We start from the raw sequence: 18,154 nt of genomic DNA, 5'->3' as shown, positions 1-18,154 counted from the left end.
TTTTGCCCAATGCCCATTCCTTAAATGATTAGTGGTTCAAGTTCACGATTATGCCATTGCCGCTGATACCATTCGGTAACTAAAGGACGAACAATAAACTTGGGCTGTTTATCGCCTTTAACGTCAATACGTAAACCTGAATAAGGTCGCCGTTTCTGAGAACCTTGACCGTCGCGACCGATGAAAAGGTGCGATCGCGCTACTAATCTATTTTCATTCCCAAAAGTCTCCATTAAATCTGCTCCCTCTATTCGCTGGCGTCGCAAACTAAACCCGCTACCGCCACAAACAATCCAGTGGATATGAGAATCAGCGTGTCCCGTATCCATCGTTTCTAGGTGTTCCAAGCAGTGTGCGTGACCGTTTATTACCAAATCCACCAAAGGACGACCCTGATTTAAGGAACCGATTTCTTTAGCTACCGCATCCAGCACGTTACGCAAGCGATCGCGAACGATTAGAGTTTGTGCTTGTTGCCACTTCGTCGCCTCAGTTACATAAGGAGGATGATGGAAATAAATTATCCTTCCCCGAACTTCAGAATTATTCCAAGATTCAATTAATCTGTGCTTGAGCCAATCGAGTTGTTCAGTGTCAGTCAGTGTTGTTTTATTAGTAGCTAGTTGCTTGTCAATATCAACAATAATTTCTTCAATTTGTGACAGCTTGGCATGGAAGTCGTCTAATTGATCGGCTTCATTAGGGTTTTCCGGGCGAAGTTTGGCTGAGGTTTCAATAATTTGCTGCTTTTCTTGCTCTAAATCTTCACGGCGTTTTTCTAAGAGTTTGCGATCGGCATCACCTTTTCTTGTTTTCGGCAGCGGTGGTGGATCGTTGAATGTATTAGAATCCAAAGCAAAGAAATCAATACCGCCATAACGAAAAGTGTAATAGCGATTGGGAAGGCGGGTAAAGTGCCCAGGTTGATATGAAAGACAACGACCTGTATCTGTCTTGGCTGTATAATACTGATCTAAGTGACTGGCTAACTCTCCTGGAAGCTGAAACGCCTGAAGATAGTCGAGAAATGCCTTTGCGTAAGCGTCACCGCATCCTGAGCCATGCAAGCCTACATCTAGGTCTAACCGCGATCGCAACAGGTGACGAATGGGTAATGTTGTTAGAGATGCCAAGGTCAATAAAATCGGTAAGTTATAGTAATCGTGATTTCCCGGCACAGGTAAAATAGGCAGCTTAAAAACCATCTGGTCATAAGCAATCCGTTTGCGATGCTCTGTGCCAGAGATAAACTCTCGGTAAGGCTCAATAAAGTTTTGCTGGTAATATTCACTCGATCCTACTAAATAGATCACATCCCCCGTATGCAGCATAAACCGGGATTCGTTGTGATGGGGCAGCATAAGTTCAGCCACTTGTCGCTGAGGATTGTGTCCCCGGTGCCTGCCGGAACCACTATCACCTATGACTAAAAATGAGAACTCAGAATTGTCTGTTTGACCATCTTCCAAAACCAGCCGAGTTTGGTCGATATCCCGTTCCACAATTAACGGATCTTGCCACCGCACCCGCTGATTCATTTTCCGAATTTTCTTAGCGATCGCTGGATCAGATACAAGTTTCAATGCAACCTACTCCTGAGTTTTCAATTGAAGGGGAGCAGGAGAATGAGGGCAGGGGAGCAGGGGAGCAGAGGAAGTTGCAGTAAATTTTTCCCCTCTGCCCCTCTGCCCCTCTGCACCTCTGCCTCTTATGCCCCATACCCATACCCTCATTCTTCTGCTGTGTCTTTTATCTCAATAGTCAGATTAGGGAGTCCCTCTAGTTTTTCGGTCGGCTCAACTTCTTCTACTAATGGCACAAAAATTATTAAGCCTGCTGGTACACACTTAATTTCTACAGGTGTTGTGCCGACTATTTCACCATCTAGAACAACTTTTTGTGGTGGCTCAGTGGTAATTTTAAATTGTTTCGCTCGCAGGAAACCAATATCATCTCGTTCAACGGCGTTACCTGTGGAAGCCGTTTGAAATAGATGAAATGTGGCAGCGATCGCTCCTGCCCTGTTAGCTGGAGCTACAATCGTTAAATCTAGTAACCCATCATCATAAATCAGACCTGCTGGGCCTTGAGCCAAAACAGAAGTGGGAGGTGCGGCGTTTGCTACTGTTACCGCACAGGCACTAGTTTTAATTATCCTATCTTCAGTTTCAATTTCAACATCAAAGTTATGTAAGCTTCTTAATTGCTGGATTCCTGCCAAAACATAGGCCATCATCCCAAAGCGATTCTTGGCGTCTCGGTCTGCCAATTCTACAGTGTCAGCTTCAAAGCCAATACCTGCCAAAAGTACCATTGGGCGATCGTTGCAATAGGCTACATCTACATGGGTGGTTGCTCCCTGCAAAATTGTTTGACACGCACCTGCGATCGTGTCAGGAATTCCTAAAGCTGTGGCAAAAGCGTTCGCTGTCCCTCTGGAAATGATCCCAAATGGGATATCAGTTCCCACTAAAGCCGCCGCCGCTATTGAGAGAGTACCATCTCCCCCAGAAGCAATGATTGCATCTACTCCTCGCTCTACAGCTTGATATGCCAGTTGGTCGGCATCGATTTCTTCAGTTGTAAAATAAATATCTAGATCGATCTCTGGCTCTAATATTGCCCGAATTTCTGCTAGCTCTGTCTCTGGGTCGCCCTGACCCGCAACAGGATTGAAGATCAGACAGGCGGAACGATTCATAACGTATAATAACTAAGCTTGGATAACTAATGAAGATAACAAATTATTCTTAGCATTCCTGGAAATTTTCAACTTCCCTTTTGGGGCTGAGTTTTTTAGATATATTGAATTGACCAAGTTCAGTGCGATGTGTGATCGCATCATACACCAAGAAAAGGCAAGAATCTTTAAAACCTTCCCAATGAAGTCTATTTTTAGTCGTTTGCTTCAAAAGACTCACTCAACTACAAAGGTATTTGGTTAGTCGGTAGAAAAATTTAAAGCCATCATCAGAATTGTATATAGACAGGTTTTAGGAAATTCCTATATTATGGGAAGTGAGCAAATTACTGTTCTTGAGTCGTAGTTTCAGCAAAGTGAAATCAGCGATCGCAAGTTTATCTGTTTAGTAGCGAAATTTGAGTTGTATCGTTGCCTATTTTTAGGAGTTGCCATTGTTATCGGGCAATTTGATTGAACTTTAAGCATCTTTTAAGTTGCGCTCCCATCAATGCGTAAATCCAGCTAACATCTCTATGAATCAGACAAGTTGCTTAAGCAATTTATTAAAGGTAGACAAAGTTCCACTATAGGCTACCAGTAGAATATCTCAGTTAATCTTGAGGGTTTGTAGTAAGCACTTTAGTGCTTAGAAAATAAGGACTGAAGTCCTTACTACGAACTTAAATTTGACATACTACTAGTCAGTTTTGCTGCAATTACAAATCAAATGGCTAATAACTGGGGATACGGGAGACAAAAGCAAAATTAAATGCCTTTCAGGAATGCTGAGTTGGGAATCTTCAGAACTCAGTACTGACTCAACGCCTCGCTAACGGAACTGTTTTGCCTCATACATAATTCCCAATCCCTGCAAATTTATAGCTCTAATATGCCTATTCCTTTGTTAAGCTATTCCCCCTCATCTCGAAATCATCGTGTATCTGGATATGAGATTCTTGGCGACGAGCAACCTAGAATTTATACAGCTGAATATCTGCAATTATCACTAGAAATGGATGCCTTGATTAAGGCAGCCTATCGCCAGATTTTCCACGAACAACAGATGCTAGATAGCAACCGCCAAATCTGTCTAGAATCCCAACTGAGAACTGGTCAAATTACAGTCAGGGATTTCATTCGAGGATTAGCAATATCTGATGCATTTCGGCGACTCAATTACGAAAGCAACAACAATTACCGCTTTGTGCAGATATGCGTACAGCGCTTATTGGGTCGTGAGGTTTACAATGAACGCGAAAAACTAGCCTGGTCGATTGTGCTAGCTAGTAAAGGACTGCACAGGTTTATCGACGATTTGGTGGATAGTGAGGAGTATATGAGTAACTTTGGTTACAATACAGTCCCCTATCAACGGCGACGGATTTTACAAGGACGCTCTCTAGGGGAATTACCATTTGCCAGAATGGCTCGTTATGGCGAAGATTATCGCGATAAATTGCCGCTTCCCATAACGAAAAAGCAGGTTGAGCCTTTTAATTTACAGACCTTCTTACGCAGTTCTGACAGAGATGTGGTGTTATTGCTATTAGCTTCGACACTGGCACTGATTGTCTTGTTTAGTTTACTGACTACATTTGGTTATTTCCCAAAATTTGGTGGGTACTAGCTGAAACTTGAGGGTGTTGCGATCGCTCATAATGGCGATCGCAACACCCTCAATGCATAAAAATTCTATTATTTGAGATTTTATAAACAAGCTTTTGGTAAAGAATTGTAATCCAAAATCCCAAATCTAAAACCCAAAATTCGCATGAGTCCCTGACTACGGTAGTCTAGATGAGAGTGAATTTATCGCCTCCTTTGATATATTGTTTTATGACTTCAGTTGTTTCTAGTCCCCCACGCACTATTCGGATCGGTTCACGTAAAAGCCAACTTGCTCTGGTTCAGACCTACTGGGTACAAGAGCAACTCAAGAATTGCTTTCCTGACATCACTTTTGAAGTCCACACCATGTCTACCCAAGGCGATAAAATCTTGGATGTAGCATTAGCTAAGATTGGCGATAAAGGACTTTTTACTAAAGAACTTGAACTCGGAATGATCAATCAAGAGATTGACTTTGCAGTTCATTCTCTCAAGGATCTGCCAACTCACTTACCAGAAGGGTTAACGTTAGCAGCAATCACTGAACGAGAAAACCCAGCCGATGCATTAGTGGTGCATGAAAAGCACAAAGATAAACAAATCGATACGTTGCCAGAAGGTGCGGTAATTGGTACATCTTCTCTACGGCGGTTAGCACAGTTACGCCACCATTTCCCTCACTTTAACTTTAAGGATGTACGGGGAAACTTGATTACACGATTGGCAAAACTGGATGCAGGCGAATACGATGCTTTGATTTTGGCAGCAGCAGGATTAGAGAGATTGGGAATGGGCGATCGCGTTCATCAAATTTTACCGAAAGAAATCTCCCTCCACGCGGTTGGACAAGGAGCTTTGGGTATAGAATGCCGTGCTGATGATAGTGAAGTGCTATCTCTACTCAAAGCAATTGAACATGCCGAAACACGCGATCGCTGTCTCGCTGAACGATCTTTTCTCCGTTCTCTAGAAGGTGGATGTCAAGTACCTATCGGTGTAAATACAGAAATATCTGGTGAGAATTTGACCTTAACCGGGATAGTCGCCAGTGTAGATGGTCAAAAGTTCGTTAAAGATACCGTCACCGGACTTGCCAATAACGCCGAAGCACTAGGCACAGAACTAGCAGAACTGTTGCGACAACAGGGAGCGCAAGAAATTTTATCAGAAATTTTTGCGGTGATTCAGCGCGGTTCCTAAGTAATTGGGCAAGCCAATGTGATTAGATAAGAATTGATCGCCGTTGCACTAAAGATGTGCCAGACGCGACAAGTCGCGTTGGTCGGGATTTGAGAAAGTTAATTTGACAATATAGACTCAGGGAAGCAAAAATTACCATGCGGATTCTATTTGTTGCAGCAGAAGCAGCACCCGTTGCGAAAGTAGGAGGAATGGGTGATGTTGTCGGGGCATTACCCAAAGTCCTGAGAGAAATGGGGCATGATGTGCGGATATTCTTGCCTTACTACGGCTTCCTGCCAGACAAAATGGAAATTCCCCAAGAACCGATCTGGTGGGGAGATGCCATGTTCCAGCACTTCGCAGTATACGAAAGTGTTCTACCTGGCACTGATGTTCCCTTGTACTTATTTGGACATCCCTCTTTCATGCCGCGCCGCATCTATTCTGGAGATGATGAAGATTGGCGGTTCACATTGTTTGCTAATGGTGCAGCCGAGTTTGCCTGGAATTACTGGAAGCCAGAAATTATCCATTGCCACGATTGGCACACAGGAATGATTCCGGTGTGGATGCACCAAGATCCTGATATCACTACAGTGTTTACCATCCATAACCTGGCTTATCAAGGGCCATGGCGTTGGTATTTAGAGAAAATTACTTGGTGTCCCTGGTATATGCAAGGACACAACACAATGGCGGCGGCGGTACAATTTGCCAACAAGGTAAATACAGTTTCGCCCACCTATGCGGAGCAAATCAAGACACCTACTTACGGTGAAACATTAGAAGGGTTGCTGTCTTTTATTAGCGGTAAATTATCTGGAATTATCAACGGTATTGATACCGAAGTTTATAACCCAGAAAATGACAAATACATTGAGCAAACCTTTAGTACTGATACTTTAGATAAACGCAAAGCCAATAAAATTGCTTTGCAACAAGAATTAGGATTAGAAGTCAACTCCAAAGCCTTTTTTGTTGGGATTGTTACCCGATTAGTGGAACAAAAAGGCATTGATTTGATATTGCAAATCCTTGATCGCTTCCTATCTTATACAGATGCGCAGTTTGTACTGTTAGGGACAGGCGATCGCAACTATGAAACTCAGATGTGGCAATTAGCATCCCGCTTCCCCGGACGCATGGCCACTTATCTACTGTATAACGATGCCCTGTCTCGCCGCATCTACGCTGGTACTGATGCTTTCTTGATGCCTAGTCGTTTTGAACCATGCGGTATTAGCCAAATGATGGCTTTGCGCTACGGTTCTGTACCCATTGTCCGCCGTACTGGTGGATTAGTGGACACCGTAACCCATCATGATCCTGAAAATGCTATCGGTACCGGTTATTGCTTTGATCGCTATGAACCCCTAGACCTTTTCACTTGTATGATCCGAGCTTGGGAAGGCTTCCGTTTCAAACCGCAATGGCAAGAACTACAAAAACGGGGTATGAGTCAAGATTTTAGTTGGTATCAATCTGCTAAGGAGTACGTAAAGTTGTACAGGTCAATTTTCGGTTTGCCAGAAGAAGAGGAGACACCAGAACCAAAGTTAGTTTTAAACGAAGCAGTCACCACTAGTAAGTAAAAGGGCAGTTAGAAACCGCGTCTACATAGGCAAAACCCACGGAGGTGGGTTTCAAACCTCAATTTTTCCTTAGTCCCCAGAGGTGGTCACTAACCCTGTCGTACCACTTACCTACGACACGCTGTGTGAACGTGGAAGCAAGCTACGCGCAGCGTCTCGTAGAGAAGTGCTGACTACCCTGCGGGAAGCCGCAAAGCGTCTATGTTTGCATAGCCGCGACTTCCACTCATATCATGTCCGGCTAATTAGTTATAATTCCCTTTCTCTATGCAGAAAGCCCAAAAACCCATCCCCTCTGCCCCTCTGCCCCTCCGCTCCTCTGCGGTCTTAATGATAAGTCTTTAACCGGACATGATATCACCAGCGCTATTAGTTACTCGTCGCTTTCGCCCTAATTAACCAGTCACGATCGCCAGTGCAAATTTCCCGACCGGAGGAGTCTCCTAAACGATCTAGCGCTAATAAACAAGCGTATTTCAAATCCCAAATCGGTGTATTCAGGCAAACTTTGATTTCAGGAATTGCTCGTGAATCACCCAATTCACCAAGAGCGATCGCACACGCCGCACGAGATTTCTGAAACTGAGGTTCGCGGTTGTGCAGATTTTCTATTAATAAATCGTAGGCGGGTGCATATTTTAGCCAACCGAAAAGTTTCATCACATGATAATGAGCGCCATAGTCGTTATATGCTTTGTCAGCATAAGTTACTAGAAGTGCTTGGGGTGCTTCTTGTGGATAGATATCCAGTAAGGTTTTTGTCGCTAAATAGCAACGTCCAAAATCGGTTTCGTAGAGTTCGTTAATTACAAAATCTAGAACAGGGGTAGCATCATACTCATGTACTAGATCGAGATCGTTGGGATGATCGTAGAGTACTTGCTCTAAGTAAGGTTGAATTTCTGTAAAGGTAATTTCACCACTGGGAACCCCTGCATCCAAAAGCATCCGCAATGCTCGCAACCGAAACACTAGAGATACAGGACAACGGGCAATTTCTGGGATGGCTTTGTAGTAGCGGGAATCAATCAGGTCTTGAATGCAACCGCGCCGTGCATTGACACTAGAACTTTGTAGTAGCGCTATCACTTCACTAATTTGGGAATAGTCACCTGTGAAGCGACAAACTGTAGCGATCGCCGCACTACGGGTAGGTTCATCCTCAGATAAAGTAAATTTTCGCACACGTTCCAGAGACGGTTGATAGTCTGCGTTAGCTAGAGTGTGAATAATGACTCGATAGATTTGACCTGGTTTATCAAGCAGTTGTGCCACCTCTTCGAGAATTTCTGGCTCTCTAGTGCCAATTTCCCCAATTGCCCACACGGTATTTTCAACAGTATAAATATCATCATCTTGAAGGCACTGCCGAATTACAGGTAAAGCTGATTGTGCCTGCAATCGCCCCAGACTTTCTACAGCTTTGCGTCGAACAATGCGGTGGTCTAACTCATCAGGGTTACTAGTCTCAATCGCCCGCACCAAAGCCGCGATCGATTGTTGAGTGGGGAAGTTAATTAAATGGGAAACAGCAATATATTTATCAGAAGCGTCTTCGAGTTGTTCTAATGGGGTATCAATAATTGCGATCGCTTCTTCTTCTGTTAGCCCAAACATTTTAAAAAAACGTTTATCCATTGATCTGTAAATGGCTCTTGGATAATTGCTTTGAAGTCACTTTTACTATCGTACTAGGGACTGGGTACTAGTTATTGGGCATTGGAAAATAGCGGTAAATTATATTTGAGGATTAAACGACCAAAAAGAGCGGAGCATTGCCCTCAAAAAAGCTGTATAAAAAGCTATTCATCTTCATTTTTTGATGGTCTTCACTCTCGCGCTGTTGCAATACGGTTCGGATAAGCATTTTGAACTCAGAATTACCTTTGGGGAAAAGGTTAAAGGTTAAGGGTTAAAAGTTTTTTCCCCCTTTCCCTTTCCCCTTTAACCGAACCGTATTGCGCGCTGTTGGGTGTTCCACTCCAAAACAATACGCTTTAGCATTTCAGCCTGCGTACAGTGATGTACAGCAGCGTGCTGAAAATACTTATCAGAAATGTAGTTGGGTTAGACTTTTGAAGATTTACATCAAAAAGCTTTACCAGTGGTAACGCGATCTGAGAAGATCGAAATACATACATTTGTCAGCTATTAGTTAGTTGCTTCTCTTTAGAGAATAACCAAATACAAAGATTCTTTGGAAGACTGACTACACATCATTCATATAAACACGCATTTAGGAAACAAAACTTATGGATGAAACCTCAGAACTCACAACAACCAATAACGTCACTGCTCAAGATGTAGCAGAAGTGATTGCAGAACTTGAGCAATATCGGGAACGTCTAGTTCAAGAAACTACGGAAACGGCAAAACGGGCTAAGTTGATGAGAGTAAGCGTTATGGCAAAACTAGAGCCTGAACTTGCCAAGATTGATTCTGCCCTTCAGGAACTCCGTAATCAGCAGGCTGCCTTGAGTGGAAGCAACTAATCATTTGTCTTAATAATTTAGCTAGAGATTATATGCTAAACTCCGAAACTCAATCCGGTGCAGATTCGTTAAATCTGTCCCATGCAGAAACTGATGCTTTATTTGCAGTAGTGAGCGAGCAATTAAGCTTAAACACCTTCAACTCAGATGACCAAGAACTACTAAAGCAAATGGTTGAGAGTATGGCGGACTCACGAGGCATGGTTAGGTTGAGTTTTGCAGAGGCTTTGGGGAAAATCGGCAAACCAGCCACCCCTTTATTGATGGAAGCTGTAGCAAATCACCCAAACCCAGTTGTGCGGAGAGCCAGTGCTAAAACCTTGACACTGATTGCTGACCCGATCGCAGTTCCAACTTTGGTTAATGCCCTGTTAAATGATGAAGATATGGTGGTCAAAACCTCGTCAGTGGGGGGGCTTGCCAAAATAGGTGAAGCAGCTGTGCCAGCGTTGCTGAAAATCTTAGCATCAACCGAGTATCCAGAAAGTGCTAAAGGTCATGCAGTATGGGCGTTGGGATTTATTGGGGCAGAAGCGAAAGAGCATTTATATCGAGAGATTAACTCCGACTCTGCTGAAGTTCGGGCTGCGGTAGTAGGTGCGATCGCTAAAATTGCTCAAGAAGGCACTCAAGAAGGAGCATTTAATATTTTAATTAATGCCCTCAACGATCCATCTGAAATTGTCCGGTGTGAAGCAGCAGCTGCTTTGGGTAGCCTGACTTATCGATCGGCAATTCCTAGCCTTGTTGAATTACTACGTCATCCCGATTGGGAAACTCGAAAAGCAGCCGCTTTAGCATTGATGAAAATTGGTGATGGTGCTGTTTTAGAACCCCTGCAAGCCGCATTAACTGAGGAAGAAGAAGCGGGGGTTCAGGCAGTGATGAAGTTGGCGATTTCTCAAATTGAGAGGCAGTTAGAGGAAGAAGCTTGGGAATAAGCCGATCGACATTTCCAATTTGAGCGCATAATTAGCGATCGCTACTCTTTGTTATATTCCGTTATATTTAATCACTTGATCTAATCGGGGTAAAGCGCTCACTGCTGACTCTCGAATATACGGATCAACAGATTCATCATTTGTCAATGCCGTCAGCACTTCCACCCCGCGGATATCACCCATTGAACCGAGTGCATTGACGATCGCTACAGCCACCGCAACATTATCTATTGTTTTCAGAGCTTCAGTCAAAATTTCAAAGGCAGGAGAACCAATCTCACCCAGTGCCATTACAGATGCAATATAAACAACTGGATTTGGGTCATTCAGCGCTGTTTGCAATCCCTGTAAGCCCTCATTCGGGAAGGGAACATCAGGATGATTAGCAGCAACCTGTGCTAGAGCTTTAGCACAACTACCCCGAATGGTTGCATTATCACTCTTTACTAATGACTCTACCAGTAGCGGTACAGCATCTGTACCAATAGCACCCAGTGCTTTTACCGCAGCTCGACGATAAGTGACATCTTCTTCATCTAAAATACCCATCAGCCGAGGAATGGTATTTTCATCACGGACATTAGCCAGTTCCCACATGGCTCGTTCCCGCAAGTTGGGATTGGGGTGTTTTAACTGTGCAAATAAAGAATCTATTGTCATAAAAGAAAATTTCCCTATTTAAATCCCCCAAGTTCAATCATTAATTACTAGTTACGAATTAATAACAACTTAGGGACTCTTGGTCAATCACCCAACCTGATACAGGCAAAGCAACAGACTGAGAGTCCCTGAGTTTTAGAGTATGACGATCGCTCGTCTACGTCTAGTCAATCCCTATTACTATGAAAGGGAGTTGATTACGTAGTCGAGGAGATTGCGGAACTCAACCAACGCTTGAGGAGAGAAGTCGCGAGGAGCGCAAGCGCGATCACGAGTATGAGTCAACGCGGTAACATAAGGAGCGGTGGGCAGATTCAAAGAGCGATAAACTTCGCGAGCACCTGCAATACCCCACTCATCTAGAGGTCCAGTACCACCCACAACTAAGCTGTAGTTGATCAAGCGTAAGTAGTGCTTGATGTCGCGCAGGCACTTGTCTTTTTTAACTTGAGTATCGCCAGCTTCACCTTCTTGGCTCAGGTAAGGATATTTCTTGAAGGCAGCATCATAACCTTCCTTAGCTACGGCATCGATACCAGAAGCTAGCTTTTCAGCAGCTTCTAGACGAGCTGTAGCACGCTGAATGCTACCTTGAACGGATTCTAGATCGGAGGTGGTTGGAAAACGACCTGCTGCATCAGCAGATCCAATAACTGTAGTGATAACTGATTTCATTGCTTTTTATACTCCAGATTAGATTTGATCGAGTTTTAATTTCAGTTTGCTTGGCTAATAGCCTTTAGCCATGAGCGATTAGCTCAAAGCAGAAATAACGCGATCGAAGTAACTAGCAGCTTCAGCAGCTAGAGCAGAGCAGTCGCCTTGAACAACTTCTTGTTTGCGGAATTTTTTACCAGCGTTAGCTTCAGTGTTGGTGTTGGTGATGTGAGCGACACTGATAGCCTTCAGGATTTGGAAAGCCCGTACAGAAGAGCCAGTGGGTACGCCCAAAGCTGTGTAGGTTTCTTTCAAACCGTTCAAAGCACGATCATCCAATACGGAAGAATCGCCAGCCAACAGCGCATAAGTTACATAGCGCAGAACGATTTCAGCATCACGCAAACAAGCAGCCATCCGACGAGTGGGGTACAAGTTACCACCAGATTGAATCAAACCTGTGTTTTCACAAGCAATTCCAGCAATGGCATCAGAAACCGCGCAGCTAGCGTTGCTGGCGATCGCATTCACTGCATCAAGGCGCTTGTTGCCTTCAGCGATGAAAGACTTCAGGGCTGCCAAGTCAGCACCACCGATAGGAGCGGTTTTGGCATCAGCCGCAATTACAGCTCTGGAAAAAGCATCAAGAACCATGAGTTCTCCTTAATATTCACAAATGGCGGATATTATTTTTGGCGTGTTCTCGATCAGGTTAACTGCGAGTAGCCAAACAAAAACATAGGGGATCAATAGTACCCTAGTCTTTACTATGAGAGACAAAGTAATAATCTGTAATATTTACCTATAATTGGCTGTCCCAATCAAAAAATCAAAATTTAGCCGAAATTGGGCAAAAAATTAAGACTTACGCATTTTCATGGAACTCTGCCATTGCGTAAGTCTTAAGGAAAAAATTTTGTTTTTTACTGTATCAAGCTTGTTTTAGAAGATGTTTGACCAAATTATCTTTCACCATCATCTGCCGTAAAACTTCTAGTAAAAATTCTTGAGCCTCTTGTTGACTCAAATTTTTTACTTGGTCTTTCAAATTTTGTAAGCGAAACTGTTGTTCTAAAGTTAATTCAACTGGAAAGTCCATCATTCACTCCTGTGATTGACTGCATCGAAAGGTATTTTGTTGTTAGTTGAAGACGATCACTTTCTATTAGTCTAGCACTTAGATATTAAAATGTCTACATTGTCAAGCTATAAGAAATTAGAGTCATAAAAGTTTACAATTGCATAACAACACCTCTACATATCCCTTTTTAGGGTGTTTATTGAAGCTGGCCGCTAATCGCTGTAATGTTTAGAATGTTTATATACCAACTACTCTAAAAAGAAAGAACTCGTAAAACATCATCCGCAGGAGCAATAAGTAGGAGTCAGAAGATTGATAGACGCAATGGAATTTTTTCAGCTAAGTGCTGGTAAGTGGCGATCGCAACGTGCAACTCATCATCTGGCGTTCAAGCGCTCAGAGACAGGAGAATCGGATATACAGGTAGAAACTCTCGATGCCGATCATCCCGAAATCATTGAACTGTGCCGATATCATGAGATTGACCCCAGCCTTTCAGTCGGTGGCTCGCGCGTGCGTTGGCTAGGGACAATGGCTTGGGATCGAGAGGACGAGGAGAATCATCAGGGAAAAACCATATTTGCGATCGTGCCTGATAGCGATAATCCAAGGCAAGGCAAATTACTCCGCGAAAGAGGCTACGCCGAAATAGTGCCTGTAGTCGGTCTTTTTCACATGGATGATGAAGATGGACTGGTGTTGACAACCGAATACGAAACAATGAGTTCCATTGAGCGGTTTTGGTTCGCCAGCCCAAATATGCGAATGCGAACCAGTACAGTTAAGCGGTTTGGCGGCTTCAGCACGGCATCATTTTGTACAGAAACACGCATTGAAACTTCTGTTGAGGTTTCCAGTTCAGAAGAAGTAACAGAAAAACTTGAGACGGATGTTCTAGAAAAAAGACAGTTTTATTCAGTTTTGGGCTGGTGAACCATCTCAAGCAGAGCGATGCTTTTACTCGCGGGCAAGATTATCTGCGTCTGGTACAGGGACTCGCCCTAGAACCGGGTATGGTGGATGTATTTGATAACCTGCGCGATCGCATTCCCATTTGCACTTGGATCGGCGAAAATATTAACGCCGTAAACGCTCAGATCAACGCCTATCTGGAAGTTTGTCATCAGTGCTTTCATCCCCAAGAGCGTCGCCAAATCCAAATTTTTGCAGTCCCCATAGCTCAATCCTTCGGCATAGATGGGCTATGTAACATTCTCACAAACCCAATTACTATTCTGGTTGATGTTGGTCGAGTTGCACCTAGAGATTGGTTTGGTGTAGTCGTCCATGAATACGCTCATGCCCATCTAGGAGAGTTTGGTCACAATGAGCAGTTTGCTAACATTCTATCTCATCTATGCTTAGGACTGGGATTGGAACCACCCTACTGGGAGGCAGGAATGGAAGCAACTTTGCGTAGCTGGCCTTACTGTAAATCAACCATAGATCCCCTGGAATTTTGGATAGGTCGTCGTTGAGTCGCTGAGGGAAGCAGAAGGCAGGGGAGCAGGGGAGCAGGGAGATGAGGGAGATGAGGGAGATGAGGGGACAAAGGGATAAACAAAACTCTTAACTCTTAACTCCTAACTCCTAACTCCTAACTCAGCACTCAGCACTCAGCACTCAGCACTCCTAACGCCCAATGCCCCATTAATTTCTTTTGCTAAATGTTAAAAATTATTGCTTCAGTTCAAAAAGGTGAAACTGAATCTCCTAATCTAAAATATGTGAATAAATTTTTTTAGTCATTTACGTAGTCATTAAGCTGGAAGTCTGATTACCTATTTATTGATTAGCTAATGGGTTGAATCCAGCAGACTAATCATTTATCCTACGAATACTTAAAATTCCTCTTAGTTAAGTTTCGTGAAATTTTATCAGAATCTGAAGTTCTGATACAACTACTCCCTTAATATGTGATTAAAAGTTGTTAACTTTAATTAAGAACATGGAGGCTTTAGAGTGCCACTTCCTCTGTTAGAATATGAACCTTCAAGTCAAAATCAGCGTGTAGCTGGATACGAAGTACCTGGTGATGAACAACCCAGGATTTTCACTACAGACAATATACTTTCTCCGTCAGATTTAGGCGATCTGATTGAAGCAGCATATCGTCAAATTTTCTTTTATGCCTTTGCTGCCGATCGCGAAACATATTTAGAGTCTCAACTCCGTAATGGACAAATTACAGTACGGGACTTTATTCGTGGATTGGTGCTTTCCAATACCTTTAAGAAAAGCTTCTACGACCTCAACAATAATTATCGCTTTGTTGAGCAAGTAATTCAGCGGGTTCTAGGACGCGATCCATACAACGAGCGGGAAAAAATCGCCTGGTCAATTGTAGTCGCTACAAAGGGTATTGTAGGCTTTATTGATGAAGTACTCAACACTGAAGAGTACCTGAGCAATTTTGGATACTCCACAGTGCCTTATCAGCGCCGTCGGATACTGCCATCTCAATCTCAGGGTGAGTTGCCATTCAACATCAAATCTCCGCGATACGAAGATTATCACCGTGCCAAATTGGGTTTCCCTCAAATCATTTGGCAGGTCGAAGTACGCAGATTCCTTCCACAAGAGCAAAAGCCCAAGGCTGGCGATCCAGCTTTATTCTTGGCTTTGGCACAAAGTATCAATGCAACTGGCAATGCTCCACAACGGATCTCGCCATACAACATCGATATCGAAAAGTCTGTACCTTATCGCCAACTGTCAGGAATTAAATAACGATTTTTAGTCGGTGGCTGGCTAGTACATCCATTTGATCGTTTTATAGCGTGCATAAGTCTTGGGTTATGTAGGAGTTTTATTTAGATATAACTAAATGAAACAGACTCTATCCCATGTCTAATGCACGCTAGTTGTTAATTGGGATTGGGCGTTAGGAGTGCTGAGTGCTGTTAGCGGTAGCGGGGCGTTTAGCCCGTGCTGAGTGCTGAGTTAGGAGTTATGCTTGAGGTGTTTAAAATTGGGTAGTTTCAGGGGTGGATTAGGTTAAAGTGCCGTTCGTCTTTTTAGTATCTCTAAAAGTTTTGTAAAGTGGGCGGGAGGAGTAGCTGTCACCTCAATCAACTCCTCAGATATAGGATGCTGCAATTTTAGTCGCCAAGCGTGTAGTGCTTGACCAGGCAAATTTACTCCCACTGAATGACCAGAACTATAAACTGGGTCGCCGACAATGGGATGACCGATTTTGCTGCTGTGGACACGAATTTGATGGGTGCGTCCAGTTTCTAATTGAAAGTGAATTAAGGTGAAGTTACCAAGGCGTTCTAATACTTTCCAGTGAGTGACGGCGACTCGTCCGCCTTGTTCAACAGGCATAACAGCCATTTTTTTGCGGTCTTGGGGATGGCGACCAATAGGCAAGTCTATAGTGCCACTTTCAGTTTTTGGCGCACCGTAAACTATGCCCAAGTATTCTCGTCGTGCAGTTTTTGCTTTGAGTTGTGCTTGTAGATGATGATGGGCAATATCTGTTTTAGCGATCGCGATCGCTCCTGTAGTATCCTTATCCAATCGATGGACGATTCCTGGACGTTGGACTCCGCCAATTCCTGGTAAATTAGGACAGTGAGCCAGGAGGGCATTTACCAAAGTACCATCTGGATGGCCGGGCGCAGGATGGACAACTAAACCTGCGGGTTTGTTAAGAATAAGTAACTGGTCGTCTTCGTAAAGGATATCTAAGGGGATATCTTCTGCTTGCAGTTCTAAAGGTTGAACCTCTGGTATTTTGAGAGTGATGCGATCGCCTACCTTGACATTGATCTTCTTAGATGTGCAAACTTGATCGTTAAGTTGGACATTACCCTGTTCGATTAACTGTTGGATGCGGGAACGGGATAAGTCTGGTAATTCTTGGGAAAGGTAACGGTCAAGGCGATCGCCTTTGGTGTTGACGCAGTGTATTGTACTCTTAAGGGGAAGCAAGCTAGGTAAAGCATCCTCAAGTGGAGTTGACAAGCGTTCGCCCTTGGCGTTGGCAAAGCCATTGCTATTTTCTTGGATTTGTAAATTAAATTCGGTCACAATTGCTCTAGATTAATTCCCGTTCTTTAAGTAAAGCGTGAAATGCTTTAAATGGGTTCTCGTCTTTCCTCCTCAACATCCTTGGTGTTCGTGCAGCGTGTCGCAGACAAGCCTCTCATACAGAAGCCTCTCGCAGCGATGGCAGTTCCTTATTCTAAATCTATAACTTCTTGCGGCAACTCAAATAAACCATCTTCCCCAGCTTCAAAATCAATTATCTGATACACTGCATCAATATTTAACTCACCATAAATGTGAGGAAATAATTCCCCTATTTCAGCAGGTTCATAGCGAATTTCAGCTTGAACTTTTTCAGAATCAATAAAAAGTAGTACCAATTCTTTTTGATGAGCAAAAAATCTCTTTGCAACCTTGAGTACTTGCGTTGATTTTGAACAATGTATAAAACCTTGACTGTCTAACGAATCAGCACGATATGTACCAAGATTTTTTGCTTGTTCCCATTGTTGGCGTTTGGTAATATGGAGAATGGTGTTCATAGAAAATTTCGGGATGACTGCGGATTGTAATATTTTCAGAAAATCTTTTAGATTTGTAAAGTCTTTAATTACTTTGGTAGCACCTACATTTTTTAATTTAGTATCACCTATTCCAATAAAAGCAATACTCAGTTTATAGGCTGCTTTTGCATCCCAAACACCATCGCCTACAAAAACAATTTTCCGAAAATTTTCAACTTGATGAACATTTTTGGCTTTGATAATAGCTGTTTTAATAATATCTTCTCGTGAAAGTGCATCATTAGCTGAAGCCAACGGTATGCCTTCTATTGGTAAGTTAGCTTTTTGAAGTTTTAATTTAGCAGACTCACCCCAACCACCAGTTGCGATCGCAACACACCAATTAGGGTCTAGCTGTAATTTAGCTAATATATTTGCAGAACCAGGAATTTCGCTGAATAAATCTTGTTTGTTAATAAATGCTTCCTGGAGGAGGCTAACAAAACGTGCTTTAAGTCTTACTAACTCTTCATTTGAAGGAAGACGTTTTAATTTTTCAAGAAAAATTAGCTGGGTAATTCCAGAATCTGTGGTGTACGCGTATTCAGTCCAATTTGTATTTATACCAAAAATACCAAATTCCAGCGCGAAAGCACGTACAAAACAATTTTCATCAATTTTGTTGGTATTTGTTAGTGTACCATCAATATCAAAAACGACTAATTGCATACAAGCGATCGCTCTAAAAAATTATTTTTTAAA

The 18,154-nt window shown here is 43.0% G+C and carries 17 protein-coding genes and 1 pseudogene; 8 read left to right on the top strand and 10 right to left on the bottom strand.

Annotation, left to right across the window (positions count from 1 at the left end; translation table 11 throughout):
• Positions 1 to 20 precede the first annotated feature (20 nt).
• Both RMY27_RS25285 and RMY27_RS25280 read right to left on the bottom strand, forming a co-directional pair.
• Positions 21 to 1,583 (bottom strand): metallophosphoesterase, encoded by a 1,563-nt coding sequence (locus RMY27_RS25285; protein WP_322667622.1) that lies wholly within the window; start codon positions 1,581 to 1,583, stop codon positions 21 to 23.
• A gap of 146 nt (positions 1,584 to 1,729) precedes the next feature.
• Positions 1,730 to 2,701 carry a YegS/Rv2252/BmrU family lipid kinase gene (locus RMY27_RS25280; RefSeq protein ID WP_322667621.1) on the bottom strand — a complete coding sequence of 324 codons (972 nt, stop codon included), beginning with the start codon at positions 2,699 to 2,701 and terminating at the stop codon, positions 1,730 to 1,732.
• 871 nt (positions 2,702 to 3,572) lie between these two features.
• Here RMY27_RS25280 and RMY27_RS25275 point away from each other — a divergent pair.
• The 3 genes from RMY27_RS25275 to glgA all read left to right on the top strand — a co-directional run bounded on the left by RMY27_RS25275 (position 3,573) and on the right by glgA (position 7,065).
• Positions 3,573 to 4,310 (top strand): phycobilisome rod-core linker polypeptide, encoded by a 738-nt coding sequence (locus RMY27_RS25275; protein WP_322667620.1) that lies wholly within the window; start codon positions 3,573 to 3,575, stop codon positions 4,308 to 4,310.
• A 209-nt stretch (positions 4,311 to 4,519) separates the two neighbouring features.
• The gene (hemC, locus tag RMY27_RS25270; protein WP_322667619.1) at positions 4,520 to 5,491 is read left to right on the top strand and encodes a hydroxymethylbilane synthase; all 972 of its coding nucleotides are present in this window, start codon (positions 4,520 to 4,522) and stop codon (positions 5,489 to 5,491) included.
• Positions 5,492 to 5,628: 137 nt separating this feature from the next.
• Positions 5,629 to 7,065 (top strand): glycogen synthase GlgA, encoded by a 1,437-nt coding sequence (glgA, locus tag RMY27_RS25265; protein ID WP_322667618.1) that lies wholly within the window; start codon positions 5,629 to 5,631, stop codon positions 7,063 to 7,065.
• Between the two features lie 369 nt (positions 7,066 to 7,434).
• Here glgA and RMY27_RS25260 read toward each other — a convergent pair whose 3' ends face one another.
• Positions 7,435 to 8,703, bottom strand: a complete 1,269-nt coding sequence (locus RMY27_RS25260) for a HEAT repeat domain-containing protein (protein ID WP_322667617.1) — start codon at positions 8,701 to 8,703, stop codon at positions 7,435 to 7,437.
• A gap of 614 nt (positions 8,704 to 9,317) precedes the next feature.
• Here RMY27_RS25260 and RMY27_RS25255 point away from each other — a divergent pair.
• Both RMY27_RS25255 and RMY27_RS25250 read left to right on the top strand, forming a co-directional pair.
• Positions 9,318 to 9,557 (top strand): hypothetical protein, encoded by a 240-nt coding sequence (locus RMY27_RS25255; protein WP_322667616.1) that lies wholly within the window; start codon positions 9,318 to 9,320, stop codon positions 9,555 to 9,557.
• Between the two features lie 32 nt (positions 9,558 to 9,589).
• A complete protein-coding gene (locus RMY27_RS25250) occupies positions 9,590 to 10,498 on the top strand; it encodes a HEAT repeat domain-containing protein (protein ID WP_322667615.1) in 909 nt (302 codons plus the stop codon).
• 51 nt (positions 10,499 to 10,549) lie between these two features.
• On the opposite strand, the gene RMY27_RS25245 is transcribed toward RMY27_RS25250, so the two are convergent.
• From RMY27_RS25245 to RMY27_RS25230, 4 genes are all read right to left on the bottom strand, one after another.
• A complete protein-coding gene (locus RMY27_RS25245) occupies positions 10,550 to 11,158 on the bottom strand; it encodes a HEAT repeat domain-containing protein (protein ID WP_322667614.1) in 609 nt (202 codons plus the stop codon).
• A 180-nt stretch (positions 11,159 to 11,338) separates the two neighbouring features.
• Complete coding sequence (locus RMY27_RS25240; protein WP_099099555.1) at positions 11,339 to 11,833, bottom strand: bleomycin hydrolase; 495 nt, start codon at positions 11,831 to 11,833, stop codon at positions 11,339 to 11,341.
• A gap of 78 nt (positions 11,834 to 11,911) precedes the next feature.
• The gene (locus RMY27_RS25235) at positions 11,912 to 12,469 is read right to left on the bottom strand and encodes a bleomycin hydrolase (protein WP_322667613.1); all 558 of its coding nucleotides are present in this window, start codon (positions 12,467 to 12,469) and stop codon (positions 11,912 to 11,914) included.
• 277 nt (positions 12,470 to 12,746) lie between these two features.
• Positions 12,747 to 12,917 carry an NblA/ycf18 family protein gene (locus tag RMY27_RS25230; RefSeq protein WP_242060871.1) on the bottom strand — a complete coding sequence of 57 codons (171 nt, stop codon included), beginning with the start codon at positions 12,915 to 12,917 and terminating at the stop codon, positions 12,747 to 12,749.
• Between the two features lie 303 nt (positions 12,918 to 13,220).
• Here RMY27_RS25230 and RMY27_RS25225 point away from each other — a divergent pair, with 303 nt between their 5' ends.
• The 3 genes from RMY27_RS25225 (at position 13,221) to RMY27_RS25215 (ending at position 15,626) form a co-directional block, all read left to right on the top strand.
• The gene (locus tag RMY27_RS25225; protein ID WP_416211633.1) at positions 13,221 to 13,829 is read left to right on the top strand and encodes a phycobiliprotein lyase; all 609 of its coding nucleotides are present in this window, start codon (positions 13,221 to 13,223) and stop codon (positions 13,827 to 13,829) included.
• Positions 13,826 to 14,374, top strand: a complete 549-nt coding sequence (locus tag RMY27_RS25220; RefSeq protein ID WP_322667612.1) for a hypothetical protein — start codon at positions 13,826 to 13,828, stop codon at positions 14,372 to 14,374. The genes RMY27_RS25225 and RMY27_RS25220 overlap by 4 nt, the downstream gene beginning before the upstream one ends.
• A gap of 484 nt (positions 14,375 to 14,858) precedes the next feature.
• The gene (locus RMY27_RS25215; protein WP_322667611.1) at positions 14,859 to 15,626 is read left to right on the top strand and encodes a phycobilisome rod-core linker polypeptide; all 768 of its coding nucleotides are present in this window, start codon (positions 14,859 to 14,861) and stop codon (positions 15,624 to 15,626) included.
• Positions 15,627 to 15,893: 267 nt separating this feature from the next.
• On the opposite strand, the gene RMY27_RS25210 is transcribed toward RMY27_RS25215, so the two are convergent.
• The 3 genes and pseudogenes from RMY27_RS25210 to RMY27_RS25200 all read right to left on the bottom strand — a co-directional run.
• Complete coding sequence (locus RMY27_RS25210; protein WP_322667640.1) at positions 15,894 to 16,811, bottom strand: RluA family pseudouridine synthase; 918 nt, start codon at positions 16,809 to 16,811, stop codon at positions 15,894 to 15,896.
• Positions 16,812 to 17,080: 269 nt separating this feature from the next.
• The gene (locus RMY27_RS25205) at positions 17,081 to 17,431 is read right to left on the bottom strand and encodes a DUF952 domain-containing protein (protein ID WP_322667639.1); all 351 of its coding nucleotides are present in this window, start codon (positions 17,429 to 17,431) and stop codon (positions 17,081 to 17,083) included.
• A 120-nt stretch (positions 17,432 to 17,551) separates the two neighbouring features.
• A pseudogene (locus RMY27_RS25200) lies at positions 17,552 to 18,121 on the bottom strand (HAD family hydrolase); the annotation flags it as partial.
• Positions 18,122 to 18,154: the final 33 nt, after the last annotated feature.

Source organism: Nostoc sp. DedQUE09 (assembly GCF_034530915.1).
GTDB lineage: Bacteria > Cyanobacteriota > Cyanobacteriia > Cyanobacteriales > Nostocaceae > Nostoc.
The sequence above is the reverse complement of the archived record's forward strand: the minus strand, read 5'-3'. Positions and strand labels throughout refer to the sequence as shown.

Coding starts and splice junctions, on each gene's coding strand:
- RMY27_RS25280 (WP_322667621.1), bottom strand. CDS start 2,701: ATGAATCGTTCCGCCTGTCTGATCTTCAATCCTGTTGCGGGTCAGGGC.
- RMY27_RS25275 (WP_322667620.1), top strand. CDS start 3,573: ATGCCTATTCCTTTGTTAAGCTATTCCCCCTCATCTCGAAATCATCGT.
- hemC (WP_322667619.1), top strand. CDS start 4,520: ATGACTTCAGTTGTTTCTAGTCCCCCACGCACTATTCGGATCGGTTCA.
- glgA (WP_322667618.1), top strand. CDS start 5,629: ATGCGGATTCTATTTGTTGCAGCAGAAGCAGCACCCGTTGCGAAAGTA.
- RMY27_RS25260 (WP_322667617.1), bottom strand. CDS start 8,703: ATGGATAAACGTTTTTTTAAAATGTTTGGGCTAACAGAAGAAGAAGCG.
- RMY27_RS25255 (WP_322667616.1), top strand. CDS start 9,318: ATGGATGAAACCTCAGAACTCACAACAACCAATAACGTCACTGCTCAA.
- RMY27_RS25250 (WP_322667615.1), top strand. CDS start 9,590: ATGCTAAACTCCGAAACTCAATCCGGTGCAGATTCGTTAAATCTGTCC.
- RMY27_RS25245 (WP_322667614.1), bottom strand. CDS start 11,158: ATGACAATAGATTCTTTATTTGCACAGTTAAAACACCCCAATCCCAAC.
- RMY27_RS25240 (WP_099099555.1), bottom strand. CDS start 11,833: ATGAAATCAGTTATCACTACAGTTATTGGATCTGCTGATGCAGCAGGT.
- RMY27_RS25235 (WP_322667613.1), bottom strand. CDS start 12,469: ATGGTTCTTGATGCTTTTTCCAGAGCTGTAATTGCGGCTGATGCCAAA.
- RMY27_RS25230 (WP_242060871.1), bottom strand. CDS start 12,917: ATGATGGACTTTCCAGTTGAATTAACTTTAGAACAACAGTTTCGCTTA.
- RMY27_RS25225 (WP_416211633.1), top strand. CDS start 13,221: ATGGAATTTTTTCAGCTAAGTGCTGGTAAGTGGCGATCGCAACGTGCA.
- RMY27_RS25205 (WP_322667639.1), bottom strand. CDS start 17,431: ATGAACACCATTCTCCATATTACCAAACGCCAACAATGGGAACAAGCA.